Source organism: Corynebacterium simulans (genome assembly GCF_001586215.1).
GTDB lineage: Bacteria > Actinomycetota > Actinomycetes > Mycobacteriales > Mycobacteriaceae > Corynebacterium > Corynebacterium simulans.
On the sequence record NZ_CP014634.1, the window covers coordinates 662,438 to 686,480 of the forward strand.

The 24,043-nt window shown below is 56.8% G+C and carries 16 protein-coding genes, 1 tRNA gene and 6 pseudogenes; 13 read left to right on the top strand and 10 right to left on the bottom strand.

Annotated features, from left to right (window positions below; genetic code table 11):
* Positions 1-329: 329 nt before the first annotated feature.
* Positions 330-1,468, top strand: a pseudogene (locus tag WM42_RS03090) (IS1249 family transposase); the annotation flags it as partial.
* A 38-nt stretch (positions 1,469-1,506) separates the two neighbouring features.
* Here WM42_RS03090 and WM42_RS03095 read toward each other — a convergent pair.
* Positions 1,507-2,699 (bottom strand): IS3 family transposase gene (locus tag WM42_RS03095; RefSeq protein ID WP_432416268.1). Its coding sequence is split into 2 segments (ribosomal slippage): positions 1,507-2,417 and positions 2,417-2,699, totalling 1,194 coding nucleotides; the frame shifts between segments, so codons are not numbered across the junction.
* Between the two features lie 338 nt (positions 2,700-3,037).
* Between WM42_RS03095 and WM42_RS03105 the strand changes: the two genes are divergently transcribed.
* The gene (locus WM42_RS03105; RefSeq protein ID WP_005328806.1) at positions 3,038-3,928 is read left to right on the top strand and encodes a cation diffusion facilitator family transporter; all 891 of its coding nucleotides are present in this window, start codon (positions 3,038-3,040) and stop codon (positions 3,926-3,928) included.
* A gap of 30 nt (positions 3,929-3,958) precedes the next feature.
* Here WM42_RS03105 and WM42_RS13825 read toward each other — a convergent pair.
* Both WM42_RS13825 and WM42_RS03120 read right to left on the bottom strand, forming a co-directional pair.
* Positions 3,959-4,685, bottom strand: a pseudogene (locus tag WM42_RS13825) (IS1634 family transposase); the annotation flags it as partial.
* A 36-nt stretch (positions 4,686-4,721) separates the two neighbouring features.
* On the bottom strand, positions 4,722-6,065 hold the full coding sequence (locus WM42_RS03120) for an IS256 family transposase (RefSeq protein ID WP_062035649.1): 1,344 nt from the start codon (positions 6,063-6,065) through the stop codon (positions 4,722-4,724).
* A gap of 72 nt (positions 6,066-6,137) precedes the next feature.
* On the opposite strand from WM42_RS03120, the pseudogene WM42_RS13150 reads away from it, so the two are divergent.
* The 7 genes and pseudogenes from WM42_RS13150 to WM42_RS13160 form a co-directional block, all read left to right on the top strand.
* Positions 6,138-6,305: pseudogene (locus WM42_RS13150) on the top strand (IS1/IS1595 family N-terminal zinc-binding domain-containing protein); the annotation flags it as partial.
* Positions 6,306-6,378: 73 nt separating this feature from the next.
* Positions 6,379-7,571, top strand: a protein-coding gene (locus tag WM42_RS03130; protein WP_432416267.1) for an IS3 family transposase whose coding sequence is annotated in 2 segments (ribosomal slippage) — positions 6,379-6,661 and positions 6,661-7,571 — 1,194 coding nt in all. Because the reading frame shifts where the segments join, the coding sequence is not laid out codon by codon here.
* 37 nt (positions 7,572-7,608) lie between these two features.
* Positions 7,609-8,114: pseudogene (locus WM42_RS03135) on the top strand (transposase); the annotation flags it as partial.
* A 61-nt stretch (positions 8,115-8,175) separates the two neighbouring features.
* Positions 8,176-9,392 (top strand): IS3 family transposase gene (locus tag WM42_RS03145; protein WP_115021451.1). Its coding sequence is split into 2 segments (ribosomal slippage): positions 8,176-8,437 and positions 8,437-9,392, totalling 1,218 coding nucleotides; the frame shifts between segments, so codons are not numbered across the junction.
* A 46-nt stretch (positions 9,393-9,438) separates the two neighbouring features.
* Positions 9,439-9,777: pseudogene (locus WM42_RS13155) on the top strand (IS1249 family transposase); the annotation flags it as partial.
* A 68-nt stretch (positions 9,778-9,845) separates the two neighbouring features.
* A protein-coding gene (locus WM42_RS03155; RefSeq protein ID WP_145915032.1) for an IS3 family transposase occupies positions 9,846-11,038 on the top strand; the annotation gives its coding sequence in 2 pieces (ribosomal slippage) (positions 9,846-10,125 and positions 10,125-11,038; 1,194 coding nt in all).
* Between the two features lie 39 nt (positions 11,039-11,077).
* Positions 11,078-11,266: pseudogene (locus WM42_RS13160) on the top strand (IS1249 family transposase); the annotation flags it as partial.
* A gap of 162 nt (positions 11,267-11,428) precedes the next feature.
* Here WM42_RS13160 and WM42_RS03160 read toward each other — a convergent pair.
* Positions 11,429-11,505: transfer RNA gene (locus tag WM42_RS03160), tRNA-Met, on the bottom strand.
* A gap of 160 nt (positions 11,506-11,665) precedes the next feature.
* Positions 11,666-14,632, bottom strand: coding sequence for a UPF0182 family protein (locus WM42_RS03165; protein WP_061921061.1), 2,967 nt, complete (start codon positions 14,630-14,632; stop codon positions 11,666-11,668).
* A 121-nt stretch (positions 14,633-14,753) separates the two neighbouring features.
* Here WM42_RS03165 and WM42_RS03170 point away from each other — a divergent pair, with 121 nt between their 5' ends.
* Together WM42_RS03170 and WM42_RS03175 are read left to right on the top strand one after the other, a co-directional pair.
* Positions 14,754-15,305, top strand: a complete 552-nt coding sequence (locus tag WM42_RS03170) for a PPA1309 family protein (protein ID WP_061921059.1) — start codon at positions 14,754-14,756, stop codon at positions 15,303-15,305.
* A gap of 90 nt (positions 15,306-15,395) precedes the next feature.
* Positions 15,396-16,079 (top strand): beta-N-acetylglucosaminidase, encoded by a 684-nt coding sequence (locus tag WM42_RS03175; protein WP_235591011.1) that lies wholly within the window; start codon positions 15,396-15,398, stop codon positions 16,077-16,079.
* Here WM42_RS03175 and WM42_RS03180 read toward each other — a convergent pair.
* Positions 16,076-17,140 carry a YlbL family protein gene (locus WM42_RS03180; RefSeq protein ID WP_061921055.1) on the bottom strand — a complete coding sequence of 355 codons (1,065 nt, stop codon included), beginning with the start codon at positions 17,138-17,140 and terminating at the stop codon, positions 16,076-16,078. The genes WM42_RS03175 and WM42_RS03180 overlap by 4 nt on opposite strands.
* A 93-nt stretch (positions 17,141-17,233) precedes the next feature.
* Between WM42_RS03180 and WM42_RS03185 the strand changes: the two genes are divergently transcribed.
* A complete protein-coding gene (locus WM42_RS03185) occupies positions 17,234-18,610 on the top strand; it encodes a zinc-dependent metalloprotease (protein ID WP_062035653.1) in 1,377 nt (458 codons plus the stop codon).
* A 45-nt stretch (positions 18,611-18,655) separates the two neighbouring features.
* On the opposite strand, the gene WM42_RS03190 is transcribed toward WM42_RS03185, so the two are convergent.
* A complete protein-coding gene (locus WM42_RS03190) occupies positions 18,656-19,165 on the bottom strand; it encodes a M48 metallopeptidase family protein (protein WP_062035654.1) in 510 nt (169 codons plus the stop codon).
* A 60-nt stretch (positions 19,166-19,225) separates the two neighbouring features.
* Between WM42_RS03190 and WM42_RS03195 the strand changes: the two genes are divergently transcribed.
* Positions 19,226-20,089, top strand: a complete 864-nt coding sequence (locus tag WM42_RS03195) for a hypothetical protein (RefSeq protein WP_062035655.1) — start codon at positions 19,226-19,228, stop codon at positions 20,087-20,089.
* A gap of 75 nt (positions 20,090-20,164) precedes the next feature.
* Here the strand turns inward: WM42_RS03195 and WM42_RS03200 are convergent, their stop codons facing one another.
* The 3 genes from WM42_RS03200 to WM42_RS03210 are packed head-to-tail and all read right to left on the bottom strand — an operon-like array spanning position 20,165 to position 23,992.
* Complete coding sequence (locus tag WM42_RS03200; RefSeq protein ID WP_062035656.1) at positions 20,165-22,219, bottom strand: ATP-dependent DNA helicase UvrD2; 2,055 nt, start codon at positions 22,217-22,219, stop codon at positions 20,165-20,167.
* The gene (locus tag WM42_RS03205; protein ID WP_061921045.1) at positions 22,212-22,931 is read right to left on the bottom strand and encodes an NAD(+) diphosphatase; all 720 of its coding nucleotides are present in this window, start codon (positions 22,929-22,931) and stop codon (positions 22,212-22,214) included. The genes WM42_RS03200 and WM42_RS03205 overlap by 8 nt, the downstream gene beginning before the upstream one ends.
* Positions 22,931-23,992 carry a potassium channel family protein gene (locus WM42_RS03210; RefSeq protein WP_235591302.1) on the bottom strand — a complete coding sequence of 354 codons (1,062 nt, stop codon included), beginning with the start codon at positions 23,990-23,992 and terminating at the stop codon, positions 22,931-22,933. The genes WM42_RS03205 and WM42_RS03210 overlap by 1 nt, the downstream gene beginning before the upstream one ends.
* Between the last annotated feature and the right edge of the window lie 51 nt (positions 23,993-24,043).

Below are 24,043 nucleotides of genomic sequence, written 5' to 3' on the forward strand. Positions count from 1 at the left end.
TGAAGTGGACGAACGCCCGCGGCCTCTCCGGAGTGGATGGCGATAGTGCAGAGGACTTCTGAAATCCGTGCAGACGACTCCTCAAAACGACACAGTCATCCAAGGTCACAAAATCGAAAATTGTCACTTAACCCCATCACTTCCAAACCGGCTTAAGTGACAAAAAAGGGTTAAGTAGCAAAAAGTGTGTCTGAGTTACAGCGCTCTTGCTGCTCAGGCTGGGTAAATCGGGCGGATATAAGGTCTTTATGCTTATATCCGCCCGTTTCGTGTTCAATCCATCGGAATGGCACCCGCATGTGCTAACCGGGGGTTGGTGTGCTTTCCGGGTGAGTAAAAACAGGCCACGATGCCCGGTATGTGCTGGGCAAATGAAGAAAAACGGAACCACATCCAAAGGCACAACCAGGTGGCGGTGCAAAGACCCGAACTGCGGCAGCTCCACGACACGAACTCGCACCGATCTCACGCAGGCCTGCGACTTCAAAGCCTTCATCTCCTATGTCACCTCCACAGCGACGTTGTCTGAACTCGCCGGGCAACAAAGGGTGAGTCGTTGGACACTTGATCGCCGATTCGAACCGTTTTGGCTCATCGACGTCCCCAACGACGGTGCCCCGCAGCGCGTCTACGATCAGATCTTCATCGACGGCACCTACACCGCGGCTGGCTGCCTACTTGTGGCAGCCAGCCGCGACCACGTCATTGCATGGCACTGGACCAAACACGAAACAGCCCACGCATACACGCAGCTACTTCGCAAAATCGCCGAACCACTCTGCGTCGTCCTCGACGGCGGACAAGGCGCACTCACCGCGATTAAAGCCTGCTGGCCAAACGCGATGATTCAGCGTTGTCTCGTCCATGCACAACGCGTCATCCGCCGCTACACCACTCACGGCCGCGCACCGACGCCGGCAAAACCATCTACGCACTGGCGCTGAAACTAACCCGTGTCACCACACTCGAACAGGCACGGGAGTGGACGCTACGTCTGCACGACTTCGGTCAGGTATTCAAAACATTCCTCAACGAGAAAACACCCGTGCCAAAAGAACGCCGAACACTCAATAACCAGTGGGAATGGACTCATCTGCGAATACGCAAAGCCTACAACTCACTGCTGCACCTATCGCGCAACAATTGGTTGTTTACTTACCTTAAGCCACCACCGAATGCGCTTGATCCTAAACGCTGGGCTTCAACGACAAACAGTCTTGAAGGCGGCATAAACGCCCAGCTCAAACGCATCGCCGATGCGCACCGAGGCAGGTCAGGGGAACGCCAACGAAAAATGCTCGAGTGGTACCTCCACACCAAAAAGCAACTGCCTGACGATCCGCTAAATATCGCCAGGCAGTGCAATTATGGCCAAGATCAACTCGCCAAAGTCAACTATCTTGCCGAAGAAGACCACAACAAAGCCGACCAAGAAACAGGCCGACCAGCCTTCTACGACAACGCTATCGGGCCTGACCCCCGGAAAGTAGACACGTCGGGGGTTAGCTATGCTGCTTGGGTCAGTGTAGCTGATGTGAGTGCTTCGAAGTCATTGGGGGCTAGAAGGTTGCACCAGGAGTGCCGTCTGCGGGTGTTGTAGCGCATGCACCATCGAAAGACTTCCTGCCGGCAGATAATGGGATTATCAAAGACTTTCCGATCACGTAGCACTTCACGTTTTAAGGTGGCGTTAAATGATTCTGCCAGGGCATTATCGGCACTAGTTCCCACCGCGCCCATGGATTGGCGTACACCAAGTTGGGCGCAGTGGTCCCTAAACGCCTGTGAGGTGTACACACTTCCATGATCAGAATGGAAAATAGCCCCGTCAAGGCTTCCGCGGACTGTGCTGGCATGGGACAAAGCCTCGATGACCAGTGAGACACGCATGTGGTCTGCGAGTGCATAACCTGCAAGTTTTCGTGAATAGGTGTCAATGACCGTGGCCAGGTACATGTTCTTACCGCCCTTACACGGCAGGTAGGTGATGTCGCCTACATAAACACGGTTCGGCTCGTCAGCGGTGAATGTACGGCCTACTAAATCTGGCATGACACGGTGACCAGGCTTGCGCCGGGTGGTGATGCATCGACGCCGTTTGCTAAAGCCTTTTAGCCCCATGGATTTCATGATGCGCGCAACCTTCTTATGGTTGATCGGGCCGAAGTCCGTATCGTCGTTGAGGCTTGCAGCGATGCGTTTAGCACCATAAAGCCCGTTCTCATCATCAAAGATGGCCTTGATTCTTGCACCAATAAGGGCATCGGAACATATCTTTAACCTGCGATTTTCGTGGGTGTTGACCCATTTATAAAACGAGGAGCGATTGAGCTTTAACACATGGCACATCCGCTTGACCGAGTACTCGGTTCGGTAGTCATAGACAAACTGGAAGCGGATCACCAGCGTGTCTCTTCGGCAAAATACTTCGCGGCCTTGCGCAGAATATCGCGTTCTTCGCGCAGCTTCGCGTTCTCTTTTTCTAGCTGGCGGATCCGCTCAGAATCAGTCGTCACCTGAGCTTTATCACGCATGTTTTTCGTGCGGGCACGTTTGCCGGTGCCGTATTGCTGAAGCCAGGAGAAAAGCGAGGAACGATTGACTCCAAGCTCTGCTGAAGCCGCGTGAAGTGAAAGGTCCTCATTGTTTTCATAGAGGGCCACAGCATCACGTTTGAACTGTTCGGAATACCTAGGCATGGTGGTAGATTACCTTTCTTCCCAACCCAACCGGGCTGGATATCAGGTGTCTACCAAACAGGGGTCAGGTCCATCCCAACCGAGTACGAACACTCGATAGGAATCAGAAAAGACCCCATGAAGTAACTAACCGTGTACCCGCCCCGCAACACGCCGAACGGACACACATTCTGCTACTTAACCCTACTTTTTGGTTGTTCATGTTTCAGCTTCTCTACACATTCAAAGGACAACTGCACAATGACCTAAATCAGGCCGACTTGGCCTCAGTGGCTGCGCTTACCGCCATCCATTTTCATTTAATTGTCAATAAGCGTCGACGGGGATAGGCTGAGTGCATGGCACACGAGCACCACGACCACGATCACTCCAGCACGCCGCTGCGCGCACTCTTGATTGCGCTAGGCATTACCGGCACCGTCTTCTTCGCGGAGCTGATCGGCGGCTGGTTGGCGGGTTCGATGGCGCTGATGGCGGATGCGATGCACATGCTTTCCGACGCTGCGGGGTTGATCATCGCGGTGTTAGCGGTGTTGGTTGGGCGCCGACAAGCATCGGCTCAGGCCACGTACGGCTACCGACGAGTGGAGGTGCTTGCTGCACTGGCGAACGCAGTGATGGTGCTGGCGATCTCGGTGTGGATTGTCGTCGAGGCGGTGCGCCGCCTGCAGAGCCCGGCCGAAGTGCAGGGAAAAACGATGCTGATCATCGCGGTGATCGGCCTGGTGGCGAATGCGCTATCGGCGTGGGTTCTGCACCGGCACCGCAAATCCTCGATCAACGTGGAGGGCGCGTTCTTGCACGTGTTAGTGGATATGCTCGGCTCGGTCGCAGTAATCGTGGCCGGCATCGTGGTACTGACCACGGGGTTTGTGGCGGCGGACGTGATCGCCTCCCTAGCGATCGCGGCGATGGTGCTGCCGCGCGCCTGGCAGCTCATGCGGCTTTCGGCGAGCGTGCTGCTCGAGCAAGTCCCGGCGGACTTCGACGCCAGTGCGATCGAGCCCGCGCTGCGGCAGGTCGAGGGCGTTGCTGACATCCACGACCTGCACCTGTGGAGCCTGGACGGCGTGAACGTGCTCACGACCGTGCATATCGTGCGCGACGGCACCGTCGGCACCGGCCCGCTGTTGGATGCCGCCCAGCAGGCCCTGCGCGAACACGGTATCGAGCACTCCACCATCCAGATTGAGCACCCAGAGCACGAATCCCACGAGACGGTGTGCTGATTCCCTTCTAACCTGACTTAGGCCAATTTTGTGCGGAAGTTCGCGGCCGGTGATTACTTGGATGGTGGCAGTGAGGTCGGGCGGGAATGGTACGGCGGCGTGAATGGTTTCGCCGCCAACGACGAGTTGAAAGCTGCGGTATTTCTTGAGTGTTCTCACGAGGCGTTTGATGAAGTGACCACTGCGGGTCTCCATCAGGTGGGTCACGGCTAGTGCTGCCATCACAATATTGAGATGTGCTGTGATCGAGTTTTGTTTCCTCGCATAGATTGGGCGTGCTTTCAGGTCTGATTTCGACATCCGATACGACATTTTCAATGTGGAATAGCCTGCGGTAATGCCTGATAACCTCCTGGGCGGGAAGAGCGGTCAGGTCGGTTTCATAGCCTTTAATTCCGGCTAGGGCTCGGTGTTTGCAGCGAGAGCGTAGTTGACCTTCTTGTTCGGGGTGGAAAGATCGAAATAGCGGTTGCGCTTAATGGCGATTTCGCCGTCAACAGCGCGTTTGGCTTTTGCGACTTGCTCTTTGATTCCGCGCAGGCCGCGTCTGGCCCGATCATAGGAGTACTGGAAGTGGGTCACCGTATTCGGGGTTGTGTGTTTGCGCGCATCGCTTGCCGAGGCTTGTGTCCAGATCTGGCCGTGGGCGTAGGCTTCACCAGGGATTTCCCGCCGCCAGGTTTCAATCACCTCAGGCACGGTGGGGTTTCACCGACAAAATGTAGTGCAGACCTGCATCTATCAATGCTTGCTTGTTCGGAGGGTGTCAAGTTGTTTGTGTGTGGGGCTAGGTTTATAGGTATTTGTCGAAGCGGTCGGGGTAGGCAACGGCCATTTGGTTGATGGCTTGTTTCCAGCCGGAAACTCGGGCTCCTTCCATGAGTCTGCCGGCTGTCGCTGAGACTCGTTTGCCTTGCTTTGCCCTCTTTGCGGCTCGTTTGTCTTCGATGTTGCAGGTCATCAACCACAGCGTCTTTATCGCTGATTCATCGTTGGTGAACTGCACCCTGTTGCGGGTAGCTTTACGCAGTTCATTGTTAAACGACTCAATGGAGTTCGTCGTATAGATTACCTTTCTGGCTGCTGGTGGGAACTGGAGAAACGGTACGAAACGCGCCCACGCATCACGCCAGACCTTGACTGAGCGGGGATATTTCTCACCCAGCTCGGAGGCTTCAAATTCGTCTAAAGCAACCTGTGCTGTGGGCTCGTCCGTGGCAGTGTAAATCTTTTTCAACGCGGCTGATACGCCCCGGCGATCCCCGTAGGCTACCCACCGGTTAGCGGCGCGAATCAGGTGCACGATACAGGTTTGCACCATAGAGTTCGGCCAGGTTGCCTCAACTGCCTCTGGCAGGCCTTTCAGCCCGTCACAGCAGACGATAAAGACGTCCTTGACCCCACGGTTAGAAAGGTTGGCGCATACCTGCGCCCAGAATGAAGCGCCTTCTTCCTTGGCAATCCACAATCCTAAAATGTGCTTAATACCGTTGAGATCCACGCCGATTGCCATGTACGCAGATTTGTTGACTACTCGGCCGTCGTCGCGGACTTTAATGCGCAACGCGTCCAGGAAAACCACGGGGTAGAACTCGTCTAGCTGGCGGTTTTGCCAGACCATGACCTCATCGAGCACGGCGTCAGTAACCGCAGAAATCGTCTCATGGGAAATATCGACACGCATCGACGTTGCCATATGGTGCTGGATGTCCCTAATTGTCATCCCACCGGCGTACAAGCTGACGATCATGTCATCGACATCAGTCAAGCGCCTAGAACCTTTAGGGACCATAGTCGGCAAGAATGTTCCAGCCCGATCCCGAGGGACATCAACGGTGACTGGCCCGTAGTTAGAATCCACGGTCTTTGGATACGACCCGTTGCGGTAATTGTCTGTTCTAGCTGCAGCTTTAGCGCTCCTGTCGCCAGACTCGTAGCCCAGGTGGGCATCCATTTCAGCGTTGAGTCCCCTGGTAATCGAGGCTTGTAACATGCCGCGAACTAGGTCGTTGGCATCCGTTGTGGACGTGCCTAGGTCATCAATCAGTTTCGCGATGTCAGGGTTAGCAAGCAGCTTCTTTTCAATCGCATCAATCTTGGCCTTATTAGCCGGATCTCGTCTCGCCACAGTAGTCATTCTGGTCCATCTCCTTATGCGGGTTAGGTACCCACACACAAACCATCAGACACTCTCTGGTGTGCTTTCCGGGTGAGTAAAAACAGGCCACGATGCCCGGTATGTGCTGGGCAAATGAAGAAAAACGGAACCACATCCAAAGGCACAACCAGGTGGCGGTGCAAAGACCCGAACTGCGGCAGCTCCACGACACGAACTCGCACCGATCTCACGCAGGCCTGCGACTTCAAAGCCTTCATCTGGACCTGACCCCTGTTTGGTAGACACCTGATATCCAGCCCGGTTGGGTTGGGAAGAAAGGTAATCTACCACCATGCCTAGGTATTCCGAACAGTTCAAACGTGATGCTGTGGCCCTCTATGAAAACAATGAGGACCTTTCACTTCACGCGGCTTCAGCAGAGCTTGGAGTCAATCGTTCCTCGCTTTTCTCCTGGCTTCAGCAATACGGCACCGGCAAACGTGCCCGCACGAAGGCCATGCGCGACAACGCCAAGGAGACGACTGATTCCGAGCGAATCCGCCAGCTAGAAAAAGAGAACGCGAAGCTGCGCGAAGAACGCGATATTCTGCGCAAGGCCGCGAAGTATTTTGCCGAAGAGACTCACTGGTGATCCGCTTCCAGTTTGTCTATGACTACCGAACCGAGTACTCGGTCAAGCGGATGTGCCATGTGTTAAAGCTCAATCGCTCCTCGTTTTATAAATGGGTCAACACCCACGAAAATCGCAGGTTAAAGATATGTTCCGATGCCCTTATTGGTGCAAGAATCAAGGCCATCTTTGATGATGAGAACGGGCTTTATGGTGCTAAACGCATCGCTGCAAGCCTCAACGACGATACGGACTTCGGCCCGATCAACCATAAGAAGGTTGCGCGCATCATGAAATCCATGGGGCTAAAAGGCTTTAGCAAACGGCGTCGATGCATCACCACCCGGCGCAAGCCTGGTCACCGTGTCATGCCAGATTTAGTAGGCCGTACATTCACCGCTGACGAGCCGAACCGTGTTTATGTAGGCGACATCACCTACCTGCCGTGTAAGGGCGGTAAGAACATGTACCTGGCCACGGTCATTGACACCTATTCACGAAAACTTGCAGGTTATGCACTCGCAGACCACATGCGTGTCTCACTGGTCATCGAGGCTTTGTCCCATGCCAGCACAGTCCGCGGAAGCCTTGACGGGGCTATTTTCCATTCTGATCATGGAAGTGTGTACACCTCACAGGCGTTTAGGGACCACTGCGCCCAACTTGGTGTACGCCAATCCATGGGCGCGGTGGGAACTAGTGCCGATAATGCCCTGGCAGAATCATTTAACGCCACCTTAAAACGTGAAGTGCTACGTGATCGGAAAGTCTTTGATAATCCCATTATCTGCCGGCAGGAAGTCTTTCGATGGTGCATGCGCTACAACACCCGCAGACGGCACTCCTGGTGCAACCTTCTAGCCCCCAATGACTTCGAAGCACTCACATCAGCTACACTGACCCAAGCAGCATAGCTAACCCCCGACGTGTCTACTTTCCGGGGGTCAGGCCCTCTCCTATGTCACCTCCACAGCGACGTTGTCTGAACTCGCCGGGCAACAAAGGGTGAGTCGTTGGACACTTGATCGCCGATTCGAACCGTTTTGGCTCATCGACGTCCCCAACGACGGTGCCCCGCAGCGCGTCTACGATCAGATCTTCATCGACGGCACCTACACCGCGGCTGGCTGCCTACTTGTGGCAGCCAGCCGCGACCACGTCATTGCATGGCACTGGACCAAACACGAAACAGCCCACGCATACACGCAGCTACTTCGCAAAATCGCCGAACCACTCTGCGTCGTCCTCGACGGCGGACAAGGCGCACTCACCGCGATTAAAGCCTGCTGGCCAAACGCGATGATTCAGCGTTGTCTCGTCCATGCACAACGCGTCATCCGCCGCTACACCACTCACGGCCGCGCACCGACGCCGGCAAAACCATCTACGCACTGGCGCTGAAACTAACCCGTGTCACCACACTCGAACAGGCACGGGAGTGGACGCTACGTCTGCACGTGAGGTTACCCTCGTTTAGTGGACACCCTATTTGTACGGATCTTGTGTCCGTAAGAGAGGATGTTCATTGTGAGTCAACAGCGCAAGAAGTACACGCCGGAGTACCGGCGTGAAGCCGCGAACCTGGTAATCGAGTCAGAGCGACCGATCGCTCATGTGGCTAAGGAAATCGGTGTTTCCGCCGGGCTTTTGGGCCGGTGGGTCAAACTCGAACGTGAACGCCGAGGATCCTCCGATGGGATGAGCGAGGCTGACCTCCGAGCTGAGAATGCTCGTCTGCGCCGGGAGCTGGCAGAAGCCAAGATGGATAACGAGTTTTTGTCAAAAGCGACAGCCTTCTTCGCCGCGAAGCAACGCGAGCAGAAAAGTTCGAACTAATGCAGCAGGAGAAGGCGAACTACAGCATCAAGCGCATGGCACGACTATTAAAAGTATCTCGGTCTGGATACTACAAATGGGCCCATGCGCAGCAGAAACGACTATCCGGCGAAGATGATCGGGCAGCATTTTACGATGATGTTGACCGAAAGATTCATCAGATTTGGAAAGACTCCGATGAGGTTTATGGTGCTCCGCGGATCACCGCAGAGCTTGCCGAGCGCTACCAGATCACCTTGAATCGCAAGACTGTGGCTAAACGGATGCGCATGATGGGCATTGAAGGGATTTCACCGCGTGCCTTTGTCCCGGTGACAACGATTCAAGCCAAGCGTAAGTCAACTCTTCCTGACCTGGTCAAGCGCATGTTTGATACTGGTCAGCTCAACCGAGTGTGGATGTCAGATATTACCTACCTGCGCACCGGTGAGGGCTGGTTGTACTTGTGCGCGGTCCGCGATGGTCATTCCCGCAGGGTACTGGGCTGGGCTATGGATAGCGTTCAAGACACACACCTGGTTGAACGGGCCCTGCGGATGGCGCATACGCTACGCGGTGATGTTCCTGATGGGCTGGTGTTTCACGCTGACCGCGGAACGCAATTTACCAGTGAGAAGCTCTGGGAGGTCTGCCGCAACCTGGGCATTGCCCAGTCTGTGGGGCGTACTGGTGTGTGCTTCGATAACGCGATGGCTGAGTCGTTCTGGTCGACGCTAAAGACTGAATTCTATGACCGGCAGCGCTGGGCGACCCGTGATGCTGCACGCAAGGCCGTTGCCTACTGGATTGAAGTCGTCTACAACCGCCGACGCCGGCACTCTGCACTCGGGATGGTCAGCCCCGTCGACTTCGAAAACCACATTGGTCTAACCACCAGTAGAAAAGAAATAGCTGCCTAACCACTAGGTAGCTCCACTACGTGTCCACGATTTGCGGGCAACCCCACACGACTTCGGTCAGGTATTCAAAACATTCCTCAACGAGAAAACACCCGTGCCAAAAGAACGCCGAACACTCAATAACCAGTGGGAATGGACTCATCTGCGAATACGCAAAGCCTACAACTCACTGCTGCACCTATCGCGCAACAATTGGTTGTTTACTTACCTTAAGCCACCACCGAATGCGCTTGATCCTAAACGCTGGGCTTCAACGACAAACAGTCTTGAAGGCGGCATAAACGCCCAGCTCAAACGCATCGCCGATGCGCACCGAGGCAGGTCAGGGGAACGCCAACGAAAAATGCTCGAGTGGTACCTCCACACCAAAAAGCAACTGCCGGACCTGACCCCCATGTGGTGGACACCTGATATCCAGCCCAGTCGAGCTGGGAAGAAAGGTAATCTACCACCATGTCCAGGTACTCCGAACAGTTCAAACGCGATGCCGTAGCCCTCTATGAGAACAACGAGGATCTCTCGCTGAACTCAGCATCAGCTGAGCTCGGTATCAACCGTGCCTCGCTACATTCTTGGGTCAAAAAGTACGGCACTGGCAAACGTGCCCGCACGAAGGCCGTGCACGATCAAGCCCAAGCGGCGAATGATTCTGCGCGAATCCGTCAGCTGGAAAAAGAAGTCTCTAAGCTGCGCGAAGAACGCGACATCCTGCGTAAGGCCGCGAAATATTTTGCCGAAGAGACTCACTGGTGATCCGCTTCCAGTTTGTCGATGACCACCGAACCGAGTACTCGGTTAAGCGGATGTGCGATGTGTTAAAGCTGAATCGTTCCTCGTTTTACAAGTGGGTGAGCACCCGTAAAAAACGCAGGTTAAAGATGTATTCTGATGCCGTTATTGGTGCAAGAATCAAGACCATCTTCGATGATGAGCACGGGCTTTATGGTGCTAAACGCATCGCCGCAAGCCTCAAGGAGGACACGACGTATACCCCGATCAATCACAAGAAAGTTGCACGCATCATGAAATCCATGGGGTTAAAAGGCTTTAGCAAACGGCGTCGATGCATTACTACCAGGCGTAAGCCTGGTCACCGTGTCATGCCAGATCTAGTAGGCCGCAAGTTCACAGCTGGCGAGCCAAATCGTGTGTATGTCGGTGACATTACTTACCTGCCGTGTAGGGGAGGCAAAAACATGTACCTTGCCACAGTCATTGACACGTATTCACGTAAACTTGCAGGTTATGCACTCGCAGACCACATGCGGGTCTCACTAGTTATCGATGCTCTAGCCCACGCACACGGCGTGCGCGGCAGTCTTGATGGGACTATTTTCCATTCCGATCACGGCAGCGTGTACACCTCACAAGCCTTTAGGAACTACTGCTCGTCGTTAGGTGTGCGCCAGTCCATGGGCGCGGTTGGAACGAGTGCCGATAATGCCCTGGCAGAATCCTTTAACGCCACCTTAAAGCGGGAAGTACTGCGTGATCGGAAAGTCTTTAACAACCCAATTAGCTGTCGTCAAGAGGTCTTCCGGTGGTGCATGCGCTACAACACGCGCCGGCGGCACTCCTGGTGCAATCTCGTAGCTCCTGATGTCTTTGAAGCCGAGACTTCGGCTATACTGACCACAGCAGCATAGCCAGCCCCCGATGTGTCCACTTTCCGGGGGTCGGGCCCGCCTGACGATCCGCTAAATATCGCCAGGCAGTGCAATTATGGCCAAGATCAACTCGCCAAAGTCAACTATCTTGCCGAAGAAGACCACAACAAAGCCGACCAAGAAACAGGCCGACCAGCCTTCTACGACAACGCTATCCCAACCGAGTACGAACACTCGATAGGAATCAGAAAAGACCCCATGAAGTAACTAACCGTGTACCCGCCCCGCAACACGCCGAACGGACACACATTCTGCTACTTAACCCACAAAAAGCCATCGCTAAAGTCCCGATTTGAGTCCCAGGACGTGCGCCTTAAGAGAAATAACTAAAGCCCCTACCAGTGTTTCTCCTGGTAGGGGCTTGGAAGTTGGTAGCGGGGGCAGGATTCGAACCTACGACCTCTGGGTTATGAGCCCAGCGAGCTACCGAGCTGCTCCACCCCGCGTCGAGATGTACTTCTAAACATCTACGCTTTAACGAGACTGATTATTTTTCATAACCGCTCTCGTCGGCGACCTCTGTAACTATACAGACAGATAGCCACCCACCCAAATCCCCTGGGCAGGTGGCCATTCGCGTTTATCTAGGCAGTATTTTCTACTTGCCTACTTCGACTCGACCTTCTTGTAGGCCTCAACAGCCTGGTCGAGCTCGTCGAGAGCCTTGCCGTATTCCTCGAAGGAACCGTTGCGGGCTTTCTCTACGTTGTCGAGTGCTTTGTTGATGCCGTCAATGGCATCGGCCTCACTAGAGGCCGCCGGTGCCGAGGCAGGAGCCGAAGCCTTGCCCTCATCCTTGGACTTGGAGTCCTCACCGGAGTCCTTCTTCGCGTCAGCTGCACTGCCGTCGCCGTCGATCTCAGTGATGTCCTGCGCGGACTTAGGATCGATGCCCACCTGGTCGAGGGCCTCACCGATAGTCGGGGCATAACCCACGCGACCCTTGTAGGAAACGAGAACGCGTAGCAGCTTCGGGAACGCGGATTCCTGGTCCTTACGCTGCGAGTAAATAGGCTCCATGTAAAGAATCTCGCCGCCGCCTACCGGCAGTGCCAACAGGTTGCCGTAGTTCAGGTCATTCGAGCCTTCCCACAGCGTGCGGTCACGAGCGACCTGGTCGGAAGACATCATGGCGTCCTGCGCCTGCTTCGGGCCCTGGGTCTGAGTATTCGTCGGCAGCACGCGAACGGTGATCTGACCGTAGTTCTCTGGGTCCGAGGACACCGCCATATGCGCGGAGAGGAACTGACGATTCAAACCGCGATAAGAAGTAATCAGCTGGAAGCTTGGCTTCCCGGACTTCGGATCCGCCGCCATGACGTAGTAAGGAGGTTGGTTCAAACCACGTGCCTCGCCGGCGGTTGGGTCTTCTGGCACAGACCAGAAGGCATCGTTATTAAAGAACACGCCTGGGTCGGAAACGTGGTACTTCGCCAACAGATCGCGCTGCACCTTGAACATGTCTTCCGGGTAACGGAAGTGGCCGCGCAGCTCGTCAGAGATTTCCGCTTTCGGCTTGACGACGCCCGGGAATACGCCCTCCCAGGCCTTCAGAACTGGGTCCTGGTCATCAAACTCAAAGAGATCCACGGAGCCGTCATAAGCGTCGACAGTAGCCTTCACAGAGTTGCGGATATAACCCACCTGCTCGTTGATAAGCCGCTGGCTGGTGCCGTTCGGGTTCTGCGTATCCTGCGTGGAATCTGTCAGCGAGGTGCGCTGTGAATAAGGCAGAGACTCAAGCGTTGTATAACCATCCACAATCCACTTGATGCGGCCGTCAATGACGGCTGGGTAGGTGGCAGAATCGGTGGTCAGCCACGGCGCTACCTTTTCCACGCGCTTGCGCGGGTCGCGGTCGTAGAGAATCTTAGATTCGGAGCCCACGCGGTCAGACAGCAGCAGGTTCATCTCCTGGTACTTCAGCGCATACGCGGTGCGGTCCACAATATTGCCGATCTCAACGCCGCCCTTACCGTCATAGGTGTAAGTGGTGGAATCGGTATCGTACTCAACTGGCTTATCACCGGTCTCACCCACTACGGCGTAGTCACGCCCATCGCGTGCGCCGGCAATGACCGGACCATAGTAGGTGCGCGGCTGGTCCACCTTGATTCCCAGGGACTTCTCGGCGTCCTTGGTCTCGCCTTCACCCTCGTGCTGCTTGCCCTGCTGGGTTTGCAGATCGGAGACGGTAAAGATTGGGAATCCGCCGCGGGCAGAGCCGGCGTCGCGCGCAACCTCGTCGACGGTGTTTGCCTGGGCCGCAACAAAGCCGTTTCCGTGGGTATAAACCGTGTGGCGGTTGATCCAGTTCTGCTGGTTTTCCTGCAGCTCATTCGGATCCAGCTCACGTGCGGCAACCACGAAGTCGCGCAGTTCACCGTCCACGGTGTAACGGTCCATCGCCAAGGTCTCTGGGAAACCGTAGAAGTTCTTCAGCTGCTGCATCTGGGTAAAGGTTGGCGCCAAGATATCCGGATCCAACAAGCGCAGGTTCGAAATCGTGGAGGAATCCGAAGCCACCTTAGAATCGGCTACTTCCTCTGCTCCCCAGTTCTCCTCATAGGTAACCTGCTCATCCGTGAGCCCGTAGGAATAGCGGGTGGATTCAATATTGCGAGCGATGTATTCCGCTTCCTTTGCTTGGCGGTTCGGGTTGACGGAAAAGCGCTCCATCAAAAGCGGCCAAGCCTGACCGATGATGACGGAGGAAAGCAGCATCAGCACCACTGCCAGTGCAGGGATGCGCAGATCCTTGATTACCACCGCAGCGAAAATCGCCACTGCTACGACGACGCCGACGACCATCAGAATGATCTTGGCCGGCAGGTAAGCATTGATGTCGGTGTAGGAGCCACCGGTAAACAGCGAGTGCTGGTTGTACAGAAGCTGATAACGATCCAACCAGTAGCCTGCTACCTGCAGCAGCATCCATAGGCCACCGGTTACCGCTAGCTGCACGCGAGCCGGGCGAGAAATGGAACCGCGCACACCGGAGGCACGGTTGCCGATGCGAATGCCGCCCAAAATGTAATGGCTAAACAGCGCCAGCAAGAAACACACCAGAAGCAGCATCGAAAACGCCGAAACGATGATGTTCCACACCGGCAGCTGGAAGGCATAGAATCCCAAGTCCTTGTGGAACTGCGGATCATCAACGCCGAAATCCTGGCCGTTTAAAAAGAGCATGAACTGGCGCCACGAAGCCTGCCCCATCAGGCCTGCCACCACACCGACTAGCAGCGGGATAACCTTTAGGAACACGCCCATGGTCTTTTCGATGGAACGACGGTACTGGTAAACCGGCGAATTCAGATCGTTAAAATCTAAGCTCTCGGGGCGGCCACGCCATGCAACGCGGCCCGCGGCATAAACCACGCCTGCCGATACCACTGCGAAGATGACAAAAAGCACGATTCGCGCTACCAAGGTGGTGGTAAAGACACCACGGTATTCAATTGCGCCGAACCACTTCCAATCTGTATAAAAGCCCACTAACAATGGGCCGATGAACAGTAAGGCGGCAATGATAGCGACCGTCCAGGACAAGCCCCTGGGAGGTCGCTTCATTGGGGCAGCGGGTCGGGAGATACCAGAGGCCAACGCCAGCTCCAATCAAAATCGTGCGAATATAAGCGGTATAGTCTTCCAGCTTAGGGAAGCAATACACAGTTAACGAATAAGGAGTCTCATGAGTTCCCCCGAGCTTTCTCAGCCAGCATTAAACAAAGCCATGCGTGAAGCAGTGGAATTTGTCCACGCTGAGGGCTGGGAGGCACCCCCTACCCTTTTCGCTCTGGTGCCGACTTCTTTGGTCGCGGACCAGCTGGCAGAGCTCAATGAGGAAGACGCTTCCCCGCTGACCCTTATCGTGCAGGACAATATCCCGGAAAACATCGAACCCGGCTCCGAGCAGCTAGCCGATTATGTCTCCCGCGTGGTCTGGCCACACGAGATCGCCGGCGTCATCTTGGCCCAAGAGATTAAATTCCGCGACACCTCTGCTGAGGCTGGCCAGAGCGCAGACTCTAGCCCGCGTCCTGCACGCCTTTTCTCCGGTGTGCTGCGTGAGGAAGGCGTCGAACTGACCCTGCTGCAGGTGCGCCCAACCGAGGAAGAACTGGAAGCAGCCGGCCCGTTTGCACAAGACGATATCCAGCTGCGCGGCGGCCCAGACGTGGCACCGGGTGTCATCGCCGCATTGCGCTACGGGCTCGAACAAGATCCCGATGAACTCGACTAAACTGAGGCACTAAGTGTCTTAGACCCAAATTTCTCTACACCTGAAGTCTCAATGCTTTCTTTTGAACTCACAGCTTTGAAGGAGTACCTCGTGCGAAATTCCTTGTCCGCCCGCACCGCCTGCGTAGCAGCTGGACTGTTTGCTGCAAGTTGCTCCCTCGCGGCATGTGGGGACGGCCAGGAGGCTAGCCAGCCCGCACCGGCTGCTCCTGTAGCTACCAGCCAGAAGGCTGAAACCCCGGCCCCGAAGACGTCGGCAAGCACCGCTACTACCACTTCTTCTGAGCAATCCTCGGCCGAGGCCACCACCTCCGAGGAAACAGAATCTGGCGCGAGCGAGCCGGCAAGCGAGTCCGCCTCCGCTTCTGCGACTGCTGCCAATGGCGAAAAGAAGGGCAACGGAAAGCTCTCCAAGCAGGTAGAAGAAGCCTACGAGACCTTCGAAACCCTTGTTCCGGTGGAGATCTTCCAGCAGTTCGACCGCTGTGATCCCAACGGTGTCGCAGATTCTTATAACTGCTCCGGCTCGGAAATCGGCCAGTTCCAGTTCTTCAAGAACAAGTCCAAGGCCGCCCAAACCACGCAGGTGCTCACCGAGCTGCGCAGCTCCCGCGTGGTCAAGGATGAAGGCGACCGCGTCGTCGGCTGGTCCATGCTGGGCAACACCGCCATCTTGACGGTGGTGGATAACAAGGACGGTCTCGTGATGCAGCAGATGATCTCAACCGACCAAGACGATCCCGAAGAGCGTCTTAAAGAGCTCGGTCTTATCTAATTGCAGGTCTGAACCTGCTTGCCGTGGGCGAAGTCATCCATCGCCTTAATGGCATCGTCCAGGGTCTCCACCTTGGCAACAACCATGTCGCCGGTGTCGCGGCTCGTGGCCTCCGCGCAGTTGTCTGCGGGTGCTAGGAAGAGCTCGGCGCCGGCTTCTTTCGAAGCGGCGACCTTGTGCACGATTCCGCCGATGGGACCCACCGTGCCGTCTTCGCTGATGGTGCCGGTACCGGCAACGAACTTGCCGCCGTTGAGCTCGCCATCAGAAAGCTTGTCGATTACCGCGAGGGTAAACATCATGCCCGCGGACGGCCCGCCGATGTCCTGCAGGTTGTAATCAACCTGGATATCTTCCTTAGGCTTCGAGGTCATCGAAATGCCCATCAGCGCCACCGAATCATCGTGTGGATGCGCCGCCAGCGTGACCTTTTCTTGCAGCTTCTTGCCACCGCGTTCAATGCCGAGTTCAACCTCATCGCCGGGCTTCTTCGCGCGGACCATGTCCTGCACCTGCCCCGGCTGCGTTACCTTCTCACCATCAACGGAGGTAATAACGTCATCTGCACGCACGACCCCCGCGGCAGGTGCATCCTCTAGAACCTGCGCCACCACGATCTTCACTGGCACGTCGAGATAATTCATCGCAGCGACCGTCGCAGCCGACTCCGACTGTGTGAAGGCCTGCTCGTTCGACTCGTTTACCTCTTCATCCGTCTGCCCCTGCGGGATGACGGTATCGATTGGTACCAGAGTGTCATCAGTCATGATCCAGCGCCCCAAGGCTTGCGTCAGCGTCATGTTGGTGCGCACAGACACGGTGGTCATATTGAGCTGACCGGAAGTCTCATAGGTCTTTGGCGCTTTCACGTCCACGACCTCAGTGCCATCAACCTCGCTGAGCGTATCCACGGTTGGGCCAGGCCCCTCGGCCGCATAAGGCACGGTTAAAGCAATATCCGTGCCAGGGATGCGATCGATGCTCAAGGCACCACCCAGCACGATGACCGGGATAGCGCCCCAAACGAGCGTGCGGAGGCGTCGATTTTCTGGTGAATTCACGAGGAATTAGCCTACAACGTTTTCATCCTTGTTCGCTGACAGCGTTGCGCGAGCGATGGAAACAGCCCACCGCCAGCCGGTACATTGGAGCGCATGAGCAACGGATTCGGTTTTTCTTTTCCCAACAATGATGACGGTGACGACGATAACTCGCGCCGCGACCAGAACCCGTTTGGCGCCTTCGGCTTCGGCGGCAGCGCCGCGGGCGGTGGTCTAGGAGACCTTCTTAATCAGTTCGGCCAGATGCTTTCTGGCATGGGCTCCTCAATGAACTCTCCTGAGGGCTCCGGCCCGGTCAACTATGAGATGGCCCAGCGCATCGCGCACCAGCAGATTTCCAACGACAAGGAAATCAGCAGTGCCGATAGCAATGCGGTAGCAGAAGCCGTACGCCTAGCGGAGCTTTGGCTTGACGACGCCACCGAATTGCCCACCGCTTCCGGCAGCGTCAAAGCGTGGAACTCCAGCGAGTGGCTCGAAGCAACGATGCCAATGTGGAAGCGCTTGGTTACCCCAGTTGCCGAGCACATGAACAATGCGCAGCTGGAGTCAATGCCGGAAGAAGCCCGCGAGATGATGGGTCCGATGGCAAACATGATGAATCAGATGTCCGGTATGAACTTTGGCATGCAGTTGGGCCGCGCACTTGGTGACCTTGCCACCCAGGCACTTACCGGCTCCGACTTTGGTATTCCGGTCTCCCCTGCCGGTAGCACCGCGCTTTTGCCACACAACATCCAAAAGATCGCGCGCGATCTCAATGTGCCGGGCCAGGAAATTCTGGTCTATATTGGCGCCCGCGAGGCCGCCCGCCAGCGCCTGTTCAAGCACGTTCCGTGGCTGGTTGAGCGCTTGGTTTCCTCCGTCGAGGAGTACGCAATTGGCCTTGTCATCGACACTTCCCACATCGAGGAAGCAACCCGCGAGCTCAACCTCGAATCCGGTGACCCACAAGCCATCCAGGATGCGATGAGCAAGCTGCAGGGCATGGATCTGACCCCGCGCATCACCTCCCGCAATGCCGGTGCTGTCTCCCGCCTGGAAACCTTGCTCGCGCTCGTTGAGGGCTGGGTTGATCAGGTAGTAAACGATGCACTGGGAGATCGCATCCCGTCCACCTCCACCATGAACGAGGCGTGGGCGCATCGCCGTGCCACCGGCGGATCCGCAGAAAAGGCCATTTCCAAGGTCGTCGGCATCGAGTTATCTGCGCCGAAGGTCGACGCTGCTGCCGAGCTGTGGCGTCGTGCGACGGTCGCCGTGGGCGTTGACAAGCGCGACAAGGCTTGGGACCACCCAGACTTCCTTCCTACGGCAGAGCACCTCGATAACCCGGCCGCCTTCATCGACAGCTTGCTCGACGATGCCACCGATTCCGGTTTCGAGGAAGAATTCGCAAAGCTTGAAGAAATGCTGCGCGAGCAGGATGAAAACGGCGATTCCAATAACTCCGGTGAAGACAAGGAATAGCGCCTAGGGCCACTGCCTATCTACCCCGTTGCCATTAGAGGCCTATCAGCCAAAGCGCTGGTAGGCCTCTAAGTATCCCTTGGCCCGCTCCGCTTTCGGCGCGCGGTCAGCCCACTGCCAAAATTCCGGCCCGTGCCCGGGGATGAAGGTATGAGTCAGCTCATGGATGACGACAGAATCAAGGACATACTCTGGTACGTCCTTGAGGCGATCGGTGATGCGAATGTCGCCGGTAGAGGTAGTGCAGCTGCCCCACCGTGTGTTTTGATTGCCCACCCAACGAATTGAGCCGATCTTCGCTCGCCCGTCGAGGAAGTTTTTGTTGAGCTGGACGGCACGCTCGTGCAGATCAGCATCAGAGCGCCGCGTCGAGGTGTGCTTGCGCGCTACCTTCGCCTGCATGTCGGCCACGGCTTTGGCCTCCTCTTTCGCCGACATCCAGGAAGGAATCCGGACTTCTAAGACGCCGTCGACAAGCCGTGCTTGCACCGTCCGCTTGCGCTTTGCAGAACGGATAACGCGCACGGCGACACCTGAGTTCTCATTACTCGACATGACAGGTCATTGTACTTGTGCTGGAATGGGAGCAACGAGCGTGGCTTTAGGGGGAAAAGCATGCCAGTTGCATCGCAAGAGCAATCAACGACTGCCTACATGTTGGCGCCGGGGGTAAGCATTCTGGAGCGCGAGCCCGGCGTCATTCAGTTCGGCATGGACGCCACTCGCGTGGGGGTGGTCGAGGTGGAAAGCGAAATTATCGCTTCCCTGTCTCGCCTCCACCAGCCCATTACGCGCGATAGTATTCAGCGGCTCCTCACCCGCGCCGGCATGGAGGAAACCGCTGCGAGCTCGCTGATTGAGGATCTCATTTGTTACAACATTTTGTGGCCGGAGCCTGCGCGAAGCTGCGTGGTTGTGCTGGGCAAAAGCCCGCTTGCCGAGGCCATACGGGCAGCCGCCAGCCAGGATGGATTCGTGCTGCGTAACCAGCTAGAACAAGAAAATACCTACTCGTATATCAAGGCTGTCAGCCCGCATTTTCCGGTGGTAGCGGTGGATTTCCTTGATAAGCCGGTGGAACTGGCTGAAACACTGCGCAAGTGCAAGGGCGACTTTTTACCTGTGTCGATGTTTGATGCCCGTGGTGTAATTGGCCCTCTGCGAACCGCCGGCCGCGGGCCGTGTCCCATGTGCTCGCATCTGCACCGAATCGACGGCGATGAGCAGTGGCACAACGTCGTCACCCAGCTGGATACGGCAGATGCTAAGGCCGACGAGGTCATTATCAAAGCAGTTGCCATGCAAACCATGATCTTTTTAAGACGGCTTGCAGGCCGCCCCAGCCCACCTGGTGCAAAAAGTAGCCGCGTCATGCAAGGCGAGTTACTGGAAGTAGACCCTTACGGCCACAACCAATACCGCCTAGTCCTCGAGCATCCGAAGTGCCCCTACTGTTTTGAAAAGTCCCAGCGGCGCTAAGCGCTAGCATCGTGGCGCTTCCCTGCGGCATCTGACTAAAAATGCAGGTCTGAGTTTGCTGCCCTGAATACTTGCTCAGCTGCGCAGCGTGGAGATGATCTGCAGAACTTCCGCACCATAGCGCTCAAGCTTGGAGGGGCCGACGCCGGAGATTTCGAGCAGCTCGCCTTCGTCAGCCGGGAGAGCCTCAGAGATTGCTTGCAGAGTGGCATCGGAGAAGATGACGTAGGCCGGAACTTTGGCATCGCGGGCGGTGTTCGCACGCCAAGCGCGCAAAGCGGAGAACACTTCTTCGTCGCCCTCGTAATCGCAGTACTCGTGGCGTCCCAAGACCTTTTCAGCCGGGCTGCTCAACGGCGCTGCACATACCCGGCACTTGCGCTCGCGATAGCGCCTACCGCTACCAGCGCTTTCTTCGATTCCCGGCACCAAGCCGTCAAGGAAGCGGGTGCGTTCACGGGAGGCCCGAGAACCAGTGGTTTTTGCCAAAGCCCAAGACAAAGCGAGGTGCTCGCGGGCGCGGGTGATTCCGACGTAGAACAGGCGGCGTTCTTCTTCCACCTGCTCGTCACCTGCCTTGATGGCGTAGTTGATAGGTAGCAGCTTCTCCGTCAGGCCCACCAAGAACACGGCGTCCCACTCCAAGCCCTTGGCCGCGTGGATGGTCGCCAGCGTGACGCCTTCCATCGTGGGGTTCTGCTTATTTTCAGAACGGCGATGCAGCTCTCCCAGCACTCCGCTCAAATCAATGCCTTCATGGTCTTGGACAATTTGCTCGATGAGATCTACGAGGGCATTCAGCGACTGCCAACGCTCACGTGCCTTGGCACCCTGCGGCTCGCTAGGCGTAAGCCCCAATTCAACGAAAGCAGCACGAGCGATGGCGACGGGATCCGCTGGCAAGTCTTCACGGCGGGTAGCCGCAATGAGCACGCGGACTGCTTCCAGGATTTCCGGGCGGCGAAAGAAGCCCTCGCCACCGCGGACTTGGTAGACAATGCCGGCGTCGGCAAGCGCCTGCTCAAACTGCTCGGACTGGGCGTTGATGCGGTAGAGCACCGCGATCTCAGAGGCTTTAACGCCCTTGTTGAGCAGAGTCAGGATTTGGCCCGCGACTTCCTTTGCCTCGATCTCTTCGGATTCAAAAGCCTTGAACGTCGGCTCTGGGCCGGGCTCGCGCATACCCTGCAGCTCCAAGCGTGTACCGGCAGCGCGGCCAGATGCCTTCGCGATGACGCGGTTGGCCAAGTCCGTTACCTGCGGGGTGGAACGGTAGTCACGCTGCAGCTTCACGATTGTGGCGTTGGGGTAGGTGCGCGAAAAGTTCAGCAGATAGTCCGGCGAGGCACCGTTGAAGGAGTAAATCGTCTGGTTAGCATCGCCGACCACAGTGAGGTCATCGCGCTCCCCCAGCCACGCATCTAGAACCCGCTGCTGCAGCGGGGTAACGTCCTGGTACTCATCCACCACGAAGGTGCGGTACTGCTCACGGAAGACCTCTGCCACGGAAGGGACATTCTCAATGGCGCCAGCGATGTGCATGAGCAGGTCATCAAAGTCCAAGAACATGCGGTCCGGAGTGGACTTGAGCTGCTCATAGCGGCGGAATACCTCCGCGACCTTGGCAGGTTCAGCAGGCGCTTCGCGGTCTGTCGTGGCGATTACCTCCGGATAGGAATCTGGCCCAACCAGCGAGGACTTAGCCCACTCGATCTCGCTGAGATAATCCCTGATGGAGTCCTTCGAATTATCGAGATTCAGCGAGCGCACCGCACGGGCAACGAGGGAGAACTTGTTATCGACGAGCTCCCACGGCAAATCACCTGCCACCTGCGGCCAAAAATAGCGCAGCTGACGCCGCGCCGCCGCGTGGAAAGTCAGCGCCTGGACACCGCCGACTCCCATGTGGTTGAGGCGGTCACGCATCTCGCCCGCAGCACGGGTAGTAAAGGTAACCGCCAGGATGCGCTGCGGGCTAGCGAAACCTTGGTCCACCATGTTGGCGATGCGATAAGTAACCGTACGGGTCTTACCGGTGCCCGCGCTCGCCAGGATGCACACCGGCCCACGCGGGGCGGTGGCTGCTGCAAGCTGGTCCTCGTCCAATAGGGACAAATCCGGCCTATTCACCGTGGTACCACTCCATAATCATCGTGTGTGCAATCGAGCCCTTGCGGGCAATGTTTAAATCCGGCAGCTCAGCGCGTGAAACCCAGCGGATTTCTTCGAGCTCGCCATCAGTATCGCAAACAGCCTGGACATCATCCGTGACCGCACTAAAGCCCATCATCAACGAGCCACTAGGCGGCCAAGGCTGCGAGCCCCAATAGCGCACTTCGTGCACGCGCCTGCCGGTCTCCTCCAACGCTTCCCGCGCGAAAGCTTCTTCCAGGCTCTCCCCCGGTTCGACGTAGCCCGCGATGAGCGAGAAAAAGCTATTGCGCACGCGGTTGCGAGCCAGAAGGATCTTATCCGTGCCTGCCAAGTAGATAATGCCGATGACTGCGGGGTTGATCCGCGGAAAGACCATGCGGCGTGGGTCTTGGAGCGAGCGCCCGACGACGCCCGGTTCTGGGAAGTACAGTTCATCACCCGTACGCGCATCAAAACGCGTCTCCCGGCGATTGCGAACTAAATGGATGGCCTTGAGGATGTCAGGGTTTTCTGCGAAGAAGGCAGCGTCACGGAGCGTTCCCAGCTTCGTAGCGGATTGATCGGGGATAGAAAACGCCTGAACGGCCCCTACCTCAACGAGGATGGGGCCGCTGGGCTCCGCGACCAAGACCGGCGCACCCGTGTCATCGACCGGCACTCGGTTGCTCTCGGTGACAGGAAGAAACACTAGTCTTCTTCGTCCTCTTCTTCAGTTGCCTGCTCCATCTCGTGCTTGATGTAAAGGAGGCGATCACCGGGCTTGAGGGAGTAAGCATCCGCGGTATCCACGCGGTGCAGTTCGTTGTTACGCAGCACTGCCAGCACGATGTCTGCGAGGTGACGTGGGTTGGAGCCCACCTCGAACTCGCGGACCGCACGTTCGGAGACGGAAAAGCCCTCGTTTGGGGAGAGGAGATCCTCCATCATTTCCACTACCGTCGGCGTTACGGTGGCAAGGCCCAGCAGGCGTCCGGCAGTCTCCGCGGAGGTAACCACGGAATCGGCACCCGATTGGCGCAGCAGGTGGCGGTTCTCAGACTCACGCACCGAAGCGACAATCTTTGCCTTCGGGTTCAGCTCGCGCACCGAGAGAGTACACAGAACGGCGGTATCGTCCGTGGACGGAGTCACGACAACAGACGCCGCATTCTCGACGCCCGCGATGCGCAGGACATCTTGCTTAGTGCCGGAACCGAAGATGGTGACCAGGCCGTGGTGTTCAGCGTTCGCGAGCGAGGCACGGTTGGTGTCGATGACCACGATCTGGGAGGCCGGGACGTCGTCAGCCAGCAAAGCAGCGACGGCGCCCGCGCCCTTGGTGCCGTAACCAATAACAACAGTGTGGTTGCGCAATTGCTTTCTCCAATTCTGGATTTCGAATGTACGACGTGCTTTATCTGTAAGCACTGACAGCGTCGCGCCGACCAACAAAACAAGGAAGATCAGGCGGGCTGGCGTAACTATGAGCAGGTTGACGAAGCGGGCTTGCGGGGTCACCGGGACGATATCGCCATAGCCCACTGTGGTGAGAGAGACTGCGGCGTAGTAGGAAGCATCGAGAAACGACAGGTTCTCGCTGTAGCCATCACCATCGAAGTAGACCACGACGGTGACGAAGACAAGCAGCGCGAATGCCCACAGGACGCGGCTGCCCAGCTGCTTCCACGGGCTGTCATTGTCAGCACGCGGGACCGTGATCACATCAATGAGCGCGTGATCAGGCTGCGACGTCAGCTCAATCTGCGGCATGAAGCGCGCCTTAAAGCGACGGCTTATGCGTTGCGCACGTTGTTTCGGCAC

What these genes read in the sequence shown, in the direction of transcription:
- WM42_RS03170 (WP_061921059.1), top strand. Translation starts at nt 14,754, where the DNA reads ATGAGTTCCCCCGAGCTTTCTCAGCCAGCATTAAACAAAGCCATGCGT.
- WM42_RS03190 (WP_062035654.1), bottom strand. Translation starts at nt 19,165, where the DNA reads ATGTCGAGTAATGAGAACTCAGGTGTCGCCGTGCGCGTTATCCGTTCT.
- WM42_RS03185 (WP_062035653.1), top strand. Translation starts at nt 17,234, where the DNA reads ATGAGCAACGGATTCGGTTTTTCTTTTCCCAACAATGATGACGGTGAC.
- WM42_RS03195 (WP_062035655.1), top strand. Translation starts at nt 19,226, where the DNA reads ATGCCAGTTGCATCGCAAGAGCAATCAACGACTGCCTACATGTTGGCG.
- WM42_RS03210 (WP_235591302.1), bottom strand. Translation starts at nt 23,992, where the DNA reads ATGCCGCAGATTGAGCTGACGTCGCAGCCTGATCACGCGCTCATTGAT.
- WM42_RS03105 (WP_005328806.1), top strand. Translation starts at nt 3,038, where the DNA reads ATGGCACACGAGCACCACGACCACGATCACTCCAGCACGCCGCTGCGC.
- WM42_RS03120 (WP_062035649.1), bottom strand. Translation starts at nt 6,065, where the DNA reads ATGACTACTGTGGCGAGACGAGATCCGGCTAATAAGGCCAAGATTGAT.
- WM42_RS03165 (WP_061921061.1), bottom strand. Translation starts at nt 14,632, where the DNA reads ATGAAGCGACCTCCCAGGGGCTTGTCCTGGACGGTCGCTATCATTGCC.